Consider the following 15,050-nt stretch of genomic DNA (forward strand, 5'->3'; position numbering starts at 1 on the left):
GGGGAGATCACCCGGGCGGGGTCACGACTCCCGGGTGATCTCCACCTTCACGAAGAGCGACGAACCGAACGGGCCGGCGTAGACGCCCCGCAGGGGGGCGATGTCGTTGTAGTCGCGGCCGCGGCCGACGATGACGTGTCGCTCGCCGATGTCGATCAGGTTCGTGGGGTCGAAGCCCCGCCAGTCGCCGCAGAACCACTCCACCCAGGCGTGGGACTCGCCGGCGATGGTCTCGCCGATCGCGGCGTCGGGCTTCGGATGCAGGTAGCCCGACACGTAGCGGGCCGGGATGCCGACCGAGCGCAGAGCACCGATCGCGATGTGCGTGATGTCCTGGCAGACACCGCGCTTGTCCAGCCAGGCCTCCTTGGACGTCGACTGCACGCCGGTCACACCCTGCACGTACTCCACCTGGCGGCCGATCTCGGTGCAGATCTCCAGCGCCGCCTCGCAGGGGCTCGCGTGGCGGGCGGCGATCTCCTCGGCCAGCTCCACGAGGTCGGGTGCGGGCGCGGTGAGCTTCGTCTGCTTCGCCTGCTCCACGTAGGTGGTGGAGTTGGCGGCGGCGTTCGCGAGCAACTCCCAGTCCACCGCGTGCGGCGCGTGGGCGCGGTTGCGCACCTCCACCAGGCTGGTCGCGGTGAGCGACAGCTCCTTGTGCGGCGTCAGCACCTCGAACGACGACACCCGGGTTCCCCAGTAGTCGACGTAGTTGTGGCTCGACGACACCGGCGCGATCTCGAGGGAGGAATGCAAGACGAACTGCCCCTCCGAACTGACGGGAAGCATCCGCGCCTCGTTGTAGGAGGCCTGCACCTCGCCCTCGTAGCGGTAGCCGGTGACATGCCGGATGCGCAACCGGTTCATACGCTCTCTCCGATCCAGCTGGGGGCGGTGTTCGTGGGGAAGTAGCGCTGCCGGATGGCCTCGGAGGCCTCGCTGGTGGCCTCCTGCACGCCGTCCATGTAGCGGGGCAGATCGTGCAGGATGTCGGTGATCGGGCGGTACTCCAGCTGCGAACGGATCTGGCCGAGCAGGCGCTGGGCGTTGTCGGTGACGCCGATCCGCTCGTTCCGCGGGCCGAGATCGCGCAGGCACTGCTCGGCGCGGCTCACGGAGTACAGGATCGAGCGGGGGAACAGCCGGTCCAGCAGCAGGAACTCGGCCGCGTTGCGCGCCGAGGGAACACCCCGATAGGTGCGGAGATACGCCTCGTAGGCGCCGCAGGAACGGAGGATCGTGGTCCAGGAAGGCCCGCTGGCCTCGGTCAGCGAACGGGTCGCGAGCAGGCGGGCGGTCATGTCGGCCCGCTCGAGCGAGCGGCCGAGGGTGAAGAAGTGCCAGGCCTCGTCGCGCGAGGCCGACGACTCCATGATGCCCACGGCGAGCGCCGCGCGGTCGCGCACCCAGCCGAAGAACTCGTGCGTCTTCTCGCCCGAGATCTTGCGCGGCATCCGCGCCCGGGTGGTGTTGAGGCACTCCCACAGCTCGGTCGACACGATCTCGCGGGCCCGCCGGGCGTTCTCGCGAGCCGCGCCGAGCGAGTATGCGATGGAGGCCGGATGCGTGCGGTCGACCGCGAGGGTCGCCAGCACGTCGGCGCGGGTGAGGGAGCGCTCGTCGTCGGGCACGTCCGAGCCCATCACCGAGAGGAGGGAGCGGCAGGCGAGGTTCTCCTCGATCCACGGGTCTTCGAGCAGCAGCTGCAGGTGCACGTCGAGGATGCGGGCGGTTCCGTCGCTGCGCTCGATGTACCGGCCGATCCAGAACAGGGATTCCGCGATGCGCGAGAGCATGGCCATCAGGCACCCTCCCCTTCGGAGTCGGCAGGCGCCGGCGAGCTGGACCGAGGGGCCGTCCCGATACGGGACTGCTGCTGTTGCTGGGCCTGATCCTGGTTGCGCGGGCGGTCTTCGGGCGAATGGTCGGGCTGATGTCCCTGGATGATCGTTATCGCCTGCGTGTTCGCGGCCTGGTCGGCCACGAGCCCCTGGATGTTGTGGCTGTCGCTGAAGGAGCCGAGCGCCTCCTGCCCCACCACCCAGGTGTCCTTCGAGCCGCCGCCCTGCGAGCTGTTCACCACGAGCTGCCCTTCGGGGAGCGCCACGCGGGTGAGCCCACCGGGCAGCACCCACACGTCGCTGCCGTCGTTCACGGCGAAGGGCCGGAGGTCGGCGTGACGCGGGCGCATGCCGTCCTCCACCAGGGTGGGGATGGTCGAGAGCTGCACCACGGGCTGGGCGATCCAGCCGCGAGGATCGGCGATCAAGCGGTTGCGAAGGGTCTCGAGCTCTTTCGGCGAGGCGTCCGGCCCCACGACGAGCCCCTTGCCGCCGGAGCCGTCGACCGGCTTCACGACGAGTTCGTCGAGGCGGTCGAGCACCTCCTCGAGCGCTCCCGGGTCTTCGAGCCGCCAGGTGTCGACGTTCGGGATGATGGCCTTCTCGCCCAGGTAGTACTGGATCAGGTCGGGCATGTAGGTGTAGACGAGCTTGTCGTCGGCGACGCCGTTGCCGACCGCGTTCGCGATCGTGACGTTGCCGAGGCGCGCCGCGAGCAGCAGGCCGGGCGAGCCGAGCATCGAGTCGGCCCGGAACTGCAACGGGTCGATGAACTCGTCGTCCACCCGGCGGTAGATCACGTCGACGCGGGTGGGGCCGGCCGTGGTGCGCATCCACACCCGCCCGCCCGAGCAGAACAGGTCGCGCCCTTCGACCAGCTCCACGCCCATCAGGCGCGCGAGCAGTGTGTGCTCGAAGTACGCGGAGTTGTAGACGCCCGGCGTGAGCACCACGACGGTCGGGTCGTCGACGCCGTTCGGGGCGGAGGCACGGAGGGCCTGCAGGAGCTTGTTCGGGTAGTCGCCGACCGGCCGCACGCGCATCGAGACGAACAGCTCGGGCAGCGTCTGCGCCATCACGCGCCGGTTCGAGATGACGTAGGAGACCCCCGAGGGCACCCGCACGTTGTCTTCGAGCACGCGCCAGGCGCCGTTCTCGTCGCGGATGAGGTCGATCCCCGAGACCTGGATGCGCACGTTGTTGGGCGAGACGATCCCGGCGGCCTCGCGGTGGAAGTGGTTCGACGAGCTGATCAGGCCGGCCGGGATGACCCCGTCGCGCACGGCCGCCTGCGATCCGTAGATGTCGGCGAGGAAGGCCTCCAGGGCGCGCACCCGCTGCTTGATGCCCGCCTCGACGTCGACCCATTCGCTCTGCTCGATCACGCGAGGCACGGCATCCAGCGGGAACGGACGCTCCTCGCCGGCGAAGTCGAAGGTCACGCCCTGGGCGAGGTACGAGCTGGCGAGCGCATCGGTGCGGCCGCGCAGTTCTTCCTGCGTCATCTTCGCGAGAGCGTTGTAGATGTCTTTGTAGGCGGCCCGCGCCTCCACCGGATCGTGGGACTTCGGCTCGGGGAACATCTCGTCCCACGGGGAAGCGCTCCCCCGTCGGGACTTCGGCAGGAGCGTGGCGCCGTAGCCGTCGAACAGGTCAACCATGGTCGCGAGCCTACTGCGCGGGTGTTGCGGCGGTGTTTCCGAATCCCGGGGCCGGCCGGGTCGCAGGATCGCGTGCAACCGGGCGTCTTTGCACGCCTTCGCGCGACCCGGGTGAGGCGGGTGGGTGGCGGTAGCTCAGGCGGGCGGCGCGGCGGCGCCGGCCGTCGAGGCGCGCACGATCAGCTCCGGCGGGAAGAACACGTGGCGGTAGTCCCGCGCCGCGGGGTGCTCGATCTCCTCGAGCAGGAGCTCGGCGGCGGTGCGGCCCATCTCGGCGGCCGGCTGGCGGATCGACGACATCGGAATGGCGGCGTTCGCCGCGAAGTAGATGTCGTCGTAGCCGATGATCGCGATGTCGTCGGGCACCCGCACCCCGGCGCTGGTGAGCGCCTGCAGCACGCCGAGCGCGATCAGGTCGTTCGCCGCGAACACCGCATCCGGCCGCTCGGAGGGCGCGAGCGCGAGCAGTTGCTCGGCGCCGACCCGCCCCACATCGGCCCGCATCGTCTCGAACTCGAGCACGCGCAGCGGCCGGGCGCCGCGGGCCAGCACCGTGTCGCGGGCTCCGCGCAGGCGCTCGGCCACCTGCAGCACGTGTTGTGGTCCGCCCACGAAGGCGAGCCGCGAGCGCCCGAGATCCAGCAGGTGGCCCGCGGCCAGAGCCCCGCCCTGCAGGTCGTCGACCGAGACCGAGCTGAACGAGCGCGCGTTCTCGTGGCGGTCGACCAGCACCACGGGCGATCCCCGGGAGCGCAGCCGCTCGAGTCGCGAGAGCACGTCGCCGACGGGGGTGATCAGGAGGCCGGCGACCCGCTGCTCCTCGAACAGGTCGAGGTAGCCGAGCTCGCGGTGCGCCTCCTCCCCGCTGTTGCCGAGGATCAGCGAGCGGCCCGTGAGGGCCAGCGCGTCCTCGGCGCCCCGGGCGATGTCGGTGAAGAAGGGGTTGCTGACATCCAGCACCATGATGCCCACCGTGCGGCTCTGCCCGACGCGCAGCTGCCGGGCGGCGTCGTTGCGGATGAAACCGAGCTTCTCGATGGCGTCGAGCACCCGCTTCGCCGTCTCGGGCGCGACGGGTTTGGAGCCGTTCAAGACGTTCGACACCGTGCCCACCGACACACCGGCGAGCGCCGCGACGTCGCGGACGTTGGCTGCAGCCATTCTCACCTCACCGTGATCGATCTCCACCGGCGAAGGCGGACGCGACGGATGCTCGACGGTTCGAGTGCCCGGCGCGACCTGCGGGTAGAACGTTTCACGAGGATACCGCGCCAGCCGTCGAATCCCGATCCGGACTCGGAATACTAACGATTCACTCCGCAGCTTGACGCCGGAGGAAGGCGGGTCATAGAGTCATGCCTGTTCTTCAGTAAAACGATTCATTCTTTCCTCGATGTGGAGGTGGTGGGTAGCCGATGGCGACTGACCCCAAACGAATCTCCGAACCGTCTGCGCTCTCGCTCACCGGCGCGAGCAAGACGTTCGGCCCGGTGATCGCCCTGGCCGACGGCACGATCGACATCCGGCCCGGCGAGATCCACGCGCTCGTGGGCGAGAACGGCGCCGGCAAGTCGACGCTGGTCAAGATCCTCGCCGGCGTGCATCAGCCCGACGGCGGCGAGTTCCTCGTGGCCGGCCAGCCCGTGAGCTTCCGCACCCCGGCCGACAGCAAGGCCGCCGGCATCTCGGTGATCTACCAGGAGCCCACTCTCTTCCCCGACCTCACCGTCGCGGAGAACATCTTCATCGGCCGGCAGCCCCGCAACCGCGCCGGGCTGATCAACCGCGCCGAAATGCGCCGCCAGGCCCGCGCCCTGTTCGAGCGCCTGGGCGTGCCGATCGATCCCGACCGCGTGGCCGAGGGCCTCTCGATCGCCGACCAGCAGATCATCGAGATCGCCAAGGCCATCTCGCTCGACGCCAAGGTGCTCGTGATGGACGAGCCCACGGCCGCCCTCTCCGGCGTCGAGGTCGACCGTCTCTTCGGCGTGGCCCGCTCGCTCCGCGAACGCGGCGCCGGCATCCTGTTCATCTCGCACCGCTTCGAAGAGGTGTTCGCGCTCTGCGACCGCATCACCGTGATGCGCGACGGCCGCTACATCTCCACCCACGTCACCGCCGAGGTGACCGTGGATGCGATCGTGCGCGAGATGGTCGGCCGCAGCATCGAGGCCCTCTTCCCCAAATCGGAGGCGCCGATCGGCGACACCGTCCTCAAGGTCGAGGGCCTCGGCCGCGCGGGCGTGTTCCGCGGCATCGACTTCGAGGTGCGGGCAGGCGAGATCGTGGCCCTCTCCGGCCTCGTCGGCGCCGGCCGCACCGAGGTCGCGCGCGCCGTGTTCGGCATCGACAAGTACGACGAGGGCACCGTCACCCTCGGTGGACGGGCGCTCAAGCCGCACAGCCCGCAGGCCGCGATCGACGCCGGCATCGGCTTCGTGCCCGAAGACCGCCGTAAGCAGGGCCTCGTGATGGACCTCTCGGTGGCGAAGAACGCCACCCTCACCCTGCGCAAGCAGCTCGCGAAGTTCGGCCTGATCAACGGCCGCACCGAGCGCCGGGTGGCCGAGGACTGGTCCACGCGCCTCCAGGTGAAGACCGGATCGCAGGACTACGCGGTCTCCACCCTCTCCGGGGGCAACCAGCAGAAGGTGGTCATCGCCAAGTGGCTCGCCACCGAGCCGAAGCTGCTGATCGTCGACGAGCCCACCCGCGGCATCGACGTGGGCACCAAGTCGGAGGTGCACCGGCTGATCTCCGATCTGGCCGGCCGCGGCATCGCCATCCTGATGATCTCGTCCGAACTCCCCGAGGTGCTCGGCATGGCCGACCGCGTGCTCGTGATGCACGAGGGCCGCATCACCGCCGAGATCCCCCGCGAGAGGGCGACCGCCGAGCGCGTGATGCACGCCGCGACCGCCTCGGTGAACCTCACGACCGAAGGGTCCGCCGCATGACCACCACCACCGTCCTCTCGGAGACGCCGCCGACACCGGGGCACGACAAGCGCAATCCCGTCGCCGCGTTCTTCCGCCAGCGCGAGATCCCCGTGGCCGCCGCCCTCGTGGCGCTCGTGCTGATCACCTTCGCGATCAACCCGCTGTTCCTCTCGCCGCAGAGTGTGAAAGACCTGCTGCTGAACGCCACGATCATGATCATCCTGGCCGTGGGCCAGGCGCTCGTGATCATCACCCGCAACGTCGACCTCTCGATCGGCTCCATCGTGGGCCTGGTCGCGTTCGGCACCGGCTCGCTGTTCGACATCGCACCCGGGATGCCCATCCCGCTCGTCTTCCTGATCGGGATCGTGTTCGGCGGCGTGCTCGGCGCGATCAACGGCCTCCTGGTCACGCTGGCCAAGGTTCCCGCACTGGTGATCACGCTCGGCACGATGTACATCTACCGCGGCATCCTCAGCACCTGGGCCGGCAGCAAGCAGTACTTCTCGGGCGACAACCCCAAGGAGTTCGGCAACCTTTCGGTCGACACCTTCTTCGGCTTCCCGATCATCACGATCATGGCCGTGGTCGTCGTCGTGATCGTCGCCGTCGTGCTCGGCCTTCGCCGCGGGGGCCGCGACCTCTACGCGATCGGCTCCGATCCGGATGCCGCCAAGCTGTTCGGCATCCCGGCCGGCCGCCGGGTGATGGCCGCGTTCATCGCCTGCGGTGCGCTCACCGGCCTCGCCGGCATCCTCTACGCCTCGCGCTACAACTCGGTCGGTGCGTTGACCGGATCGGGTCTGGAGCTCGACGTGGTGGCCGCGGTCGTGGTGGGTGGCGTCGCCATCTTCGGCGGATCGGGCACCGTGGTCGGCGCCGCGATCGGCGCGATCCTGCTGAGCACCATCACCTCGTCGCTCACCGCGACCCGCGTCGACAAGTTCTGGCAGCAGGCCATCGTGGGCGTGCTCATCCTGGCCGCCATCGTGATCGACCGCGTGGTGAGCATCCGAAATACCCGCAAGCTGCGAGTGAGTGAGGCCCGCGATGTCTGAGACTCTCATCGACACCTCCGCCGCGCCCAAGCGCGGTCTGCCCCGCTGGCTGCGCGGCAACGACGCGATCATCTTCGCGGTGCTGCTGGTCGTCATCCTGGTCTCCTGCATCTCGGTGAAGAACTTCGCCAGCACGCTGACCGTGGGCTTCCTGCTCATCCAGATCGTGCCGATCATCCTGATCGCGATGCCGATGGCGCTCGTGATCATCTCGGGCGAGATCGACCTCTCGGTGGCGAGCACCGCCGGCCTCACCAGCGCCGTGATGGGCGTGCTGTGGCGCGACAGCGGGATGGACATCTGGGTCGTGATGGCCCTGTGCCTCCTGGTCGGTGTGGCGGCCGGCGCCTTCAACGGCTTCCTGATCACCACGCTCGGGCTGCCCTCGCTGGCGGTCACCATCGGCACGCTCGCGCTCTACCGGGGCCTCGCCCTGGTGGTGATCGGCGACGGCAAGGTGTCGAACTTCCCCGCCGAGCTGACCGCGCTCTCCACCGCCAAGATCGGCACGACCGGCATCCCCGTGGTGATGATCCTGGTGCTCGTGGTGATCGCGTTCTTCGCGGTGCTGCTGCACTTCACCCCGTTCGGCCGCGGCCTCTACGCACTCGGCTTCAGCAAGGAGGCCGCGACCTTCGTGGGCATCCGCGTGGGTCACGCGAAGTTCTGGCTGTTCGTGGCCACCGGCGTCGTGTCGAGCCTGGTGGGCGTGTTCTGGACGCTGCGCTTCGCGAGCGCCGGCCCCGACAACGCCACCGGCATCGAGCTCAGCGTGATCGCGGCCGTGCTGCTCGGCGGCGTCTCGATCTTCGGCGGCAAGGGATCCATCCCCGGCGTCGTGGCGGGCGTGCTGCTGATCGGCACCCTCACCTACGCCCTGCGCCTGGCGAAGGTTCCCGAGACCACGCTCGTCATCGTCACGGGTGCCCTGCTCGTGATCTCCGTCGTCGCCCCCAGCCTCAGCGGCTGGATCCGCGAACGCATCCGGCTGGCCCGGGTGCGGCGCGCGGTCGGCGGCGGCGGCCCAGACGTCCAGAGGGTGTCCACCTCCGGTCAAACCAGCGCCTAACGCACCAGGCGTGCCCTAAGAAAGGAAGAACAATGGAGTTGTTTCAGAAGTCCGGCGGTTCTGGCCGTCGTTCGAACGCCCGGCGTATCGCCTCCGTCGCCGCGATCGCCGCGACCGTCGCCCTCGTGGCCACGGGCTGCGCATCCGGCGGCAGCGACACCGCCTCCACCGACAGCGCGGGAGGCGACAGCCCCGGCTCGATCGTGTTCCTGCCCAAGCAGCTGAACAACCCGTACACCGACGTCGTCCTCGGCGGCGGCGACACGGCGGCCGGCGAGATCGGCTTCGAGGCCTCGACCCTCGGCCCGCTCGAGGCCTCGGCCAGCGCGCAGGTGCCCTTCATCGAGCAGGCGACGCAGGAGGGCGCGAACGTCATCGTGATCGCCGCCAACGACCCCGACGCCGTCGGCCCCTCGCTGCAGCAGGCGCGCGACGCCGGCGCGAAGATCGTGGCGTTCGACTCCGACACCAACCCCGACTACCGCGACGTGTTCGTCAGCCAGGTCGTGGCGAAGGACGTCGGGCTCGTGCAGCTGGAGATGATCGCCGACCAGATCGGCGGCGCCGGCGACATCGCGATCCTCTCGGCCACGGCCACCGCGACCAACCAGAACGAGTGGATCAAGTACATCGAGGACGAGCTCGCCTCGAACCCGAAGTACAAGGACATCAAGCTCGTCACCACCGTCTACGGCGACGACGACGCCGACAAGTCCTTCAAGGAGGCCCAGGGCCTGCTGCAGAGCTACCCCGACCTGAAGGGCATCATCTCGCCCACCACGGTCGGCATCGCCGCGGCGGCCAAGTACCTCAGCACCTCGGACTACAAGGGCAAGGTCGCACTGACCGGCCTCGGCCTGCCGAACGAGATGCGCGAGTTCGTGAAGGACGGCACCGTCACCGAGTTCGCTCTGTGGGACCCGGCGCAGCTCGGCTACGTCGCGGCCTACGCCGGCCAGGCCCTGCTGGACGGCACCATCACGGGCGCGGAGGGCGACACCTTCACGGCCGGCGACCTCGGTGAGAAGGAGGTCGGCGCCGACGGGATCATCGTGGTCGGTCCGCCCACGCAGTTCAACGCCGAGAACATCGACGACTACGACTTCTAGGCCGTAGCCCTCGCTCCGGCACCCGGGCCGATCACGCCCGGGCGCCGGACCCCTCCGCATCCGTTCCCCTCTCCCCCGCTCCCCTCAAGGAAGAGTCATGAGCATCCTCACCCCGTTCCAGCGCCGTAAGACCCGCATCGGCCTCGTCGCCGGCGGTCTCGCCGCCTATTGGCCGCAGTTCCCCGAGCTGCTCCCGCAGCTGCAGGAGTCGAGCGCCTACGTCACCGGCCGCTTCAACGAGCTCGACGCCGAGGTCGTCGACGTGGGCTTCGTGTCGGATGCGCAAGAGGCCGTCGTCGCCGCCGAGAAACTGCGGGTCGCCGACTGCGACCTCATCGTCATCTTCCTCACCACCTACCTCACCTCCTCGATGGTGCTGCCCATCGCGCAGAAGTCGCAGACGCCGGTGCTGGTCATCGACCTGCAGCCCACCGAGGCCATGGATCACGCGAACTTCGACACCGGCAAGTGGCTCGCCTACTGCGGCCAGTGCCCCGTGCCCGAGGTCGCCAACGTGTTCACGCGGGCGGGCATCCCGTTCCGCTCCGTCTCGGGCCACCTGAAGCAGGAGTCGGCTTGGACGCGGATCGAGCAGTGGGTGCACGCCGCCGGCGTTCGCGCCCGGCTGCGCACCGCCCGGCACGGCCTGATGGGCCACCTCTACCCCGGCATGCTCGACGTGTCGACCGACCTCACCCTGGTACAGACCCAGTTCGGCTCGCACGTCGAGGTGCTCGAGTTCGACGACCTGCGGGTGCGCGTCGACGAGGTGACGGATGCCGAGGTGCGCGAGCGCGTCGCCCTCGCCCGTGAGCTGTTCAGCATCGACGGATCGGTCGACCAGGACGACTTCGACTGGGGCGCCAAGGTCTCGGTGGGGCTCGACCGGCTGGTCGCCGACTTCGACCTCGACACGGTCGCCTACTACCACCGGGGGCTCAAGGGCGAACAGCACGAGCGCCTGGGCGCCGGCATGATCCTCGGCTCCTCCCTCCTCACCGCCCGCGGCATCCCGATGGCCGGCGAGTACGAGCTGCGCACCTCGATCGCGATGCTCGCGGCGCAGGCGATCGGATCCGGCGGCTCGTTCACCGAGATCCAGGCCATCAACTTCCTCGACGACGTGGTGGAGATGGGGCACGACGGCCCGGCGCACCTCGCGGTCTCGGCGCGGGATCCACTGCTGCGCGGTCTCGGCGTCTATCACGGCAAGCGCGGCTGGGGCGTGTCGGTCGAGTTCGACGTGCAGGCCGGGCCCGTGACGACCTTCGGCCTCGGGCAGGACCGCGACGGTTCGTACGTGTTCATCACCTCGGAGGGCACGGTCGTTCCGGGCCCGCTGCTCGAGATCGGCAACACCACCTCGCGGGTCTCCTTCGGCGGCGATCCCGGCGAGTGGGTCGACGAGTGGTCGCAGACCGGCATCGGGCACCACTGGGCGCTCTGCGTGGGCCACCGGGCGGCCGACATCAAGGCGGCCGCCGCGCTGCTGGGCATCCGTCACCGCCACGTATCGATGGCCGGCAAGCGCAGCTGGGAGGTCTGATCCTCATGCAACGCGTCTGCTTCCAGCTGCAGGTGAAGCCCGAACTCATCCCCGAATACACCCGGCGGCACGCGGCCATCTGGCCCGACATGGCGGCGGCCCTCAAGGCGACCGGATGGCACAACTACTCGCTGTTCCTGCGCCCCGACGGCCTGCTGATCGGATACTTCGAGACCCCGTCGCTCGAGCAGGCGCAGGCCGGCATGGCCGCAACCGAGGTCAACGCCCGCTGGCAGGCCGAGATGAGCGAGTTCTTCGTGGAGCTCGAAGGCACACCCGACACCGGGTTCGTGCAGCTGGCGGAGGTCTTCCACCTGGAAGACCAGCTGCCCGGCTGACCACACGCCGTCCGCTTCTGATACTTTTGAAACGTTTCACCACAAGGGAAAGCTAAGGAAACATCCATGGTGCAGTTCAACGACATCGCCGCCGATCTCGAACGCCAGGCGATCGAGCTCCCCTCCTGGGCGTTCGGCAACTCCGGTACCCGCTTCAAGGTCTTCGGCACGCCGGGAACCCCCCGCACGCCCGAGGAGAAGATCGCGGATGCGGCCCAGGTGCACCGCTACACCGGTCTCGCTCCGAAGGTGGCCATCCACATCCCGTGGGACAAGGTCTCCGACTACGCGGCCCTGCGTTCCTACGCGAACGACCACGGTGTCGACCTCGGCACGGTGAACTCGAACACCTTCCAGGACGACGCCTACAAGTTCGGCTCGCTGACCTCCTCGGATGCTGCGGTGCGCCGCCAGGCGATCGACCACCACCTGGAGTGCATCGACATCATGCACCAGACCGGATCGCAGGATCTCAAGATCTGGCTCGCCGACGGCACCAACTACCCGGGGCAGGGCGACATCCGCTCGCGTCAGGACTGGCTGGCGGAGTCGCTGCGGGAGATCTACGACGCGCTCGGTGAGTCCCAGCGCCTGGTGCTGGAGTACAAGTTCTTCGAGCCGGCGTTCTACCACACGGATGTTCCGGACTGGGGCACCTCCTATGCCCACGTCTCGGCGCTCGGGCCCAAGGCGTTCACCTGCCTGGACACCGGTCACCACGCGCCGGGCACGAACATCGAGTTCATCGTGGCGCAGCTGCTGCGGCTCGGGAAGCTCGGCTCGTTCGACTTCAACTCGCGCTTCTACGCCGACGACGACCTGATCGTGGGGGCGGCGGATCCGTTCCAGCTGTTCCGCATCCTGTTCGAGGTGGTGCGCGGCGGCGGTTACGACGTCGACTCCCCCGTGGCCTTCATGCTCGACCAGTGCCACAACGTCGAGGAGAAGATCGTCGGTCAGATGCGCTCGGTGCTGAACGTACAGGAGATGACGGCGCGCGCGCTGCTCGTCGACCGCGCGGCGCTGCTCGAGGCGCAGAACGCGAACGACGTGCTCGGCGCCAACGGCATCCTGATGGACGCCTTCTACACCGACGTGCGCCCCGCCCTCGCCGCCTGGCGCGAATCCCGCGGCCTGGCCGGCGACCCGATCGCCGCCTTCAAGGCCTCGGGCTACCAGGAGAAGATCGTCGCCGACCGCGTCGGCGGCGCCCAGGCCAGCTGGGGCGCCTGACCCGCCGCTCCCCCTGCCGTCCGCCGTGCCTCGTGGTGGGGGCGCGGCGGACTCCCCCGCTCTCATCGTCCGGCCGGCGACGGGCTAGGGTCGAGGGATGACCGAGGAGCGCACGCCGGAGCAACTCGCCCGGCGGCGCACCGTGGGGGCGGCCACGCAGCTCGGCACCGAGGTGAGCATCAACCTCGGCTCGGCGCTCGCGGGGCTCGTCATCCCGGTGGTCGGCGCCTTCGTGGTGGTGGCCGCGCGGCAGCTCGTGATGGCCGCCGTGGTGCTGCCGTTCTACCGCCCGGCCCGCGCGCGCCTCACCTGGCGGGCGCTCTGGCCGGCCGTGTCGCTCGGCGTCGTGCTGGCGGTGATGAACCTCTCGTTCTACCAGTCGGTGCACCTGCTCGGGCTCGGCATCGCAGCGACGATCGAGTTCCTCGGCCCGCTGACCCTGGCGCTCGTCACCAGCCGGCGCCTCCTCGACGTGATCTGCGCCATCGCGGCCGGCTGCGGAGTCTTCCTGCTCACCGGATTCGACGGCACGATCGACGGCTGGGGCATCCTGCTCGCCCTCACCGCCGCGGCCGCCTGGGCGTTCTACATCGTGCTGACCCGCCGCGTGGCCACCCGCCTGCCGGGGCTGGAGGGCCTCACCGTGGCGAGTGTGGTGAGTCTCGCCATCCTGGTGCCGCCGGCCCTGCTCACCCTCGACGTGACGACGATCGACTGGAACGTCGTCGCCCTGCTGGTGGGGGTGGCGATCCTCTCGTCGGCCCTGCCCTACAGCCTCGACACCTACATCCTGCGCCGGATCACCCCGCGGCTCTACGCCATCATCACGGCGTTCGGCCCGGTGGTGGCGGCGGTCTTCGGCTGGCTCATCCTGCACGAGCAGTTCACCGCGCTGGAGGTGCTGGCCATCGCCATCGTCTGCGCCGCAGCCGGCACCGCGATCGCCACCCAGCGCGACCGCCCCGCGCCCCCACTGCAGCAGCTCGCCACCCAGCTCCCCTAGGCCTGGAACGGCAGAACGCCCTCGCCGCCGGGCGAGAGCGCTCTGGCGCAGCTGGCTCAGAAGCCGATCGCGGGGTCGATGAACTCGTTCGTGACGATCGAGTCCGGGGTCAGACCGTCGGCCGGGGGCGTGCCCTGCTCCTGGAAGAGGGGCGTCGTGATGTCGATGATCTTCTGCACGCGGTCGAGGTCGAAGTTGCCGACCGTGTCATCCGATCCGTTGCCCACGAGGCCGAGATCCTTCTGCGCCTGCACCGAGTAGGCGGCCACGCCGGGCGTGTAGACCCAGCCGTTGTCGAACTCGTCGACGGCCTTCAGGATGAGTTCGTTGGTGGCCGACGGGTCGGTGTAGTAGTCCACCGTGGCCTGCTGGATGACGGGCACCAGCGCCGTCAGGCACGGCGACAGCGACTCGAGGTCACCTGTGCGCACCGAGAGCGCGGAGGCGTAGATCGGGTACCCGGCGTCATGGATGAGCTGGAACGCCACCGGCTTCTCCCAGTCGGCCAGCTCGTTCTCGTACACGTACGGCTCGACCGTCGCGAAGCCCTGCTGCGCGTCGGCCCCCTGCGCCGCGATGAACGAGGCGGGCGTGCCGTCGTAGCTGCCGTCGACGTGCGAGGCGGGGAGGATGCCCGAGCCCATCAGGTACTCCATGTAGGCCGCGCCGCCGAAGTAGCGCACGATCGCATCCGTCTTGCCGAGGTCGGCGATGGTCTTCACGTCGGGGTACGTCGCCGGGTCCCACATGATGATCTGCGGCCCCACCTCGAAGGGCGCGAACACCGCGGTGGTGGGCATGTCGGCCGAGAGCTGCACGGCCTCGTCGGTGTTGGCGTAGCCGAGCGTGATGTCGGGGTCGGTGTACTGCTGGCTGGTGACGGTCTGGAAGCCGATCGCCGGCCCGCCCGAGCGCACCTCCACGTTCACGCCGGTGTACTCGCCGCTCGCGAACAGAGGCCCCGAGACCGCCTTGTTCTGGGCGTCGATCGTCGCATCCGGACCGATCAGCTGGTACAGGTTGCCCTGCTCGGCCTCGGGGTTCCAGTCGGTCTGGATGACGACGTTCGCCGGGCAGCCCGCGGCGGCGAGGTCGACCGAGCCGATCGTGAGGTCGGCGGCGGGGCTGGCATCGGTTCCGGATGCTCCGGCCGAGCATCCGCTGAGCGCGGCGATCGAGACCAGGACGGCGCCGGCGGCGACGACGGTGCGACGGGCGGCCGGGCGGGTAAGGGTGGATCTGCGGTGCATGAC

At 69.4% G+C, this 15,050-nt stretch carries 13 protein-coding genes; 8 read left to right on the top strand and 5 right to left on the bottom strand.

The window, feature by feature from the left end:
- Positions 1 to 21: 21 nt before the first annotated feature.
- The 4 genes from ACN4JJ_RS06550 to ACN4JJ_RS06565 all read right to left on the bottom strand — a co-directional run bounded on the left by ACN4JJ_RS06550 (position 22) and on the right by ACN4JJ_RS06565 (position 4,663).
- Positions 22 to 867 (bottom strand): transglutaminase family protein, encoded by an 846-nt coding sequence (locus ACN4JJ_RS06550; RefSeq protein WP_440709111.1) that lies wholly within the window; start codon positions 865 to 867, stop codon positions 22 to 24.
- Positions 864 to 1,796, bottom strand: a complete 933-nt coding sequence (locus ACN4JJ_RS06555) for an alpha-E domain-containing protein (RefSeq protein WP_291056725.1) — start codon at positions 1,794 to 1,796, stop codon at positions 864 to 866. Before ACN4JJ_RS06555 ends, ACN4JJ_RS06550 begins: the two co-directional genes overlap by 4 nt.
- 5 nt (positions 1,797 to 1,801) lie before the next feature.
- The gene (locus ACN4JJ_RS06560; protein ID WP_440709112.1) at positions 1,802 to 3,502 is read right to left on the bottom strand and encodes a circularly permuted type 2 ATP-grasp protein; all 1,701 of its coding nucleotides are present in this window, start codon (positions 3,500 to 3,502) and stop codon (positions 1,802 to 1,804) included.
- Between the two features lie 135 nt (positions 3,503 to 3,637).
- A complete protein-coding gene (locus ACN4JJ_RS06565; RefSeq protein ID WP_440709113.1) occupies positions 3,638 to 4,663 on the bottom strand; it encodes a LacI family DNA-binding transcriptional regulator in 1,026 nt (341 codons plus the stop codon).
- 254 nt (positions 4,664 to 4,917) lie between these two features.
- Here ACN4JJ_RS06565 and ACN4JJ_RS06570 point away from each other — a divergent pair, with 254 nt between their 5' ends.
- From ACN4JJ_RS06570 to ACN4JJ_RS06605, 8 genes are all read left to right on the top strand, one after another.
- Complete coding sequence (locus ACN4JJ_RS06570) at positions 4,918 to 6,459, top strand: sugar ABC transporter ATP-binding protein (RefSeq protein ID WP_440709114.1); 1,542 nt, start codon at positions 4,918 to 4,920, stop codon at positions 6,457 to 6,459.
- Positions 6,456 to 7,499 (top strand): ABC transporter permease, encoded by a 1,044-nt coding sequence (locus ACN4JJ_RS06575; protein ID WP_440709115.1) that lies wholly within the window; start codon positions 6,456 to 6,458, stop codon positions 7,497 to 7,499. The genes ACN4JJ_RS06570 and ACN4JJ_RS06575 overlap by 4 nt, the downstream gene beginning before the upstream one ends.
- Positions 7,492 to 8,568, top strand: a complete 1,077-nt coding sequence (locus ACN4JJ_RS06580) for an ABC transporter permease (RefSeq protein ID WP_440709116.1) — start codon at positions 7,492 to 7,494, stop codon at positions 8,566 to 8,568. The genes ACN4JJ_RS06575 and ACN4JJ_RS06580 overlap by 8 nt, the downstream gene beginning before the upstream one ends.
- A gap of 32 nt (positions 8,569 to 8,600) precedes the next feature.
- Positions 8,601 to 9,677 (top strand): rhamnose ABC transporter substrate-binding protein, encoded by a 1,077-nt coding sequence (rhaS, locus tag ACN4JJ_RS06585; RefSeq protein WP_440709117.1) that lies wholly within the window; start codon positions 8,601 to 8,603, stop codon positions 9,675 to 9,677.
- A 97-nt stretch (positions 9,678 to 9,774) separates the two neighbouring features.
- Positions 9,775 to 11,223 (top strand): arabinose isomerase, encoded by a 1,449-nt coding sequence (locus ACN4JJ_RS06590; RefSeq protein WP_440709118.1) that lies wholly within the window; start codon positions 9,775 to 9,777, stop codon positions 11,221 to 11,223.
- A 5-nt stretch (positions 11,224 to 11,228) separates the two neighbouring features.
- Positions 11,229 to 11,561, top strand: coding sequence for an L-rhamnose mutarotase (locus tag ACN4JJ_RS06595; RefSeq protein ID WP_440709119.1), 333 nt, complete (start codon positions 11,229 to 11,231; stop codon positions 11,559 to 11,561).
- Between the two features lie 66 nt (positions 11,562 to 11,627).
- Positions 11,628 to 12,794: an L-rhamnose isomerase gene (gene rhaI, locus ACN4JJ_RS06600; protein WP_440709120.1), complete on the top strand. Its 1,167-nt coding sequence runs from the start codon at positions 11,628 to 11,630 to the stop codon at positions 12,792 to 12,794.
- A 97-nt stretch (positions 12,795 to 12,891) separates the two neighbouring features.
- Positions 12,892 to 13,797 carry an EamA family transporter gene (locus tag ACN4JJ_RS06605; RefSeq protein ID WP_440709121.1) on the top strand — a complete coding sequence of 302 codons (906 nt, stop codon included), beginning with the start codon at positions 12,892 to 12,894 and terminating at the stop codon, positions 13,795 to 13,797.
- A 56-nt stretch (positions 13,798 to 13,853) separates the two neighbouring features.
- Here ACN4JJ_RS06605 and ACN4JJ_RS06610 read toward each other — a convergent pair whose 3' ends face one another.
- Entirely contained in the window at positions 13,854 to 15,047 is a 1,194-nt protein-coding gene (locus ACN4JJ_RS06610) for a substrate-binding domain-containing protein (protein WP_440709122.1), read from the bottom strand.
- Between the last annotated feature and the right edge of the window lie 3 nt (positions 15,048 to 15,050).

This window comes from Herbiconiux dendrobii (genome assembly GCF_052048175.1).
GTDB lineage: Bacteria > Actinomycetota > Actinomycetes > Actinomycetales > Microbacteriaceae > Herbiconiux.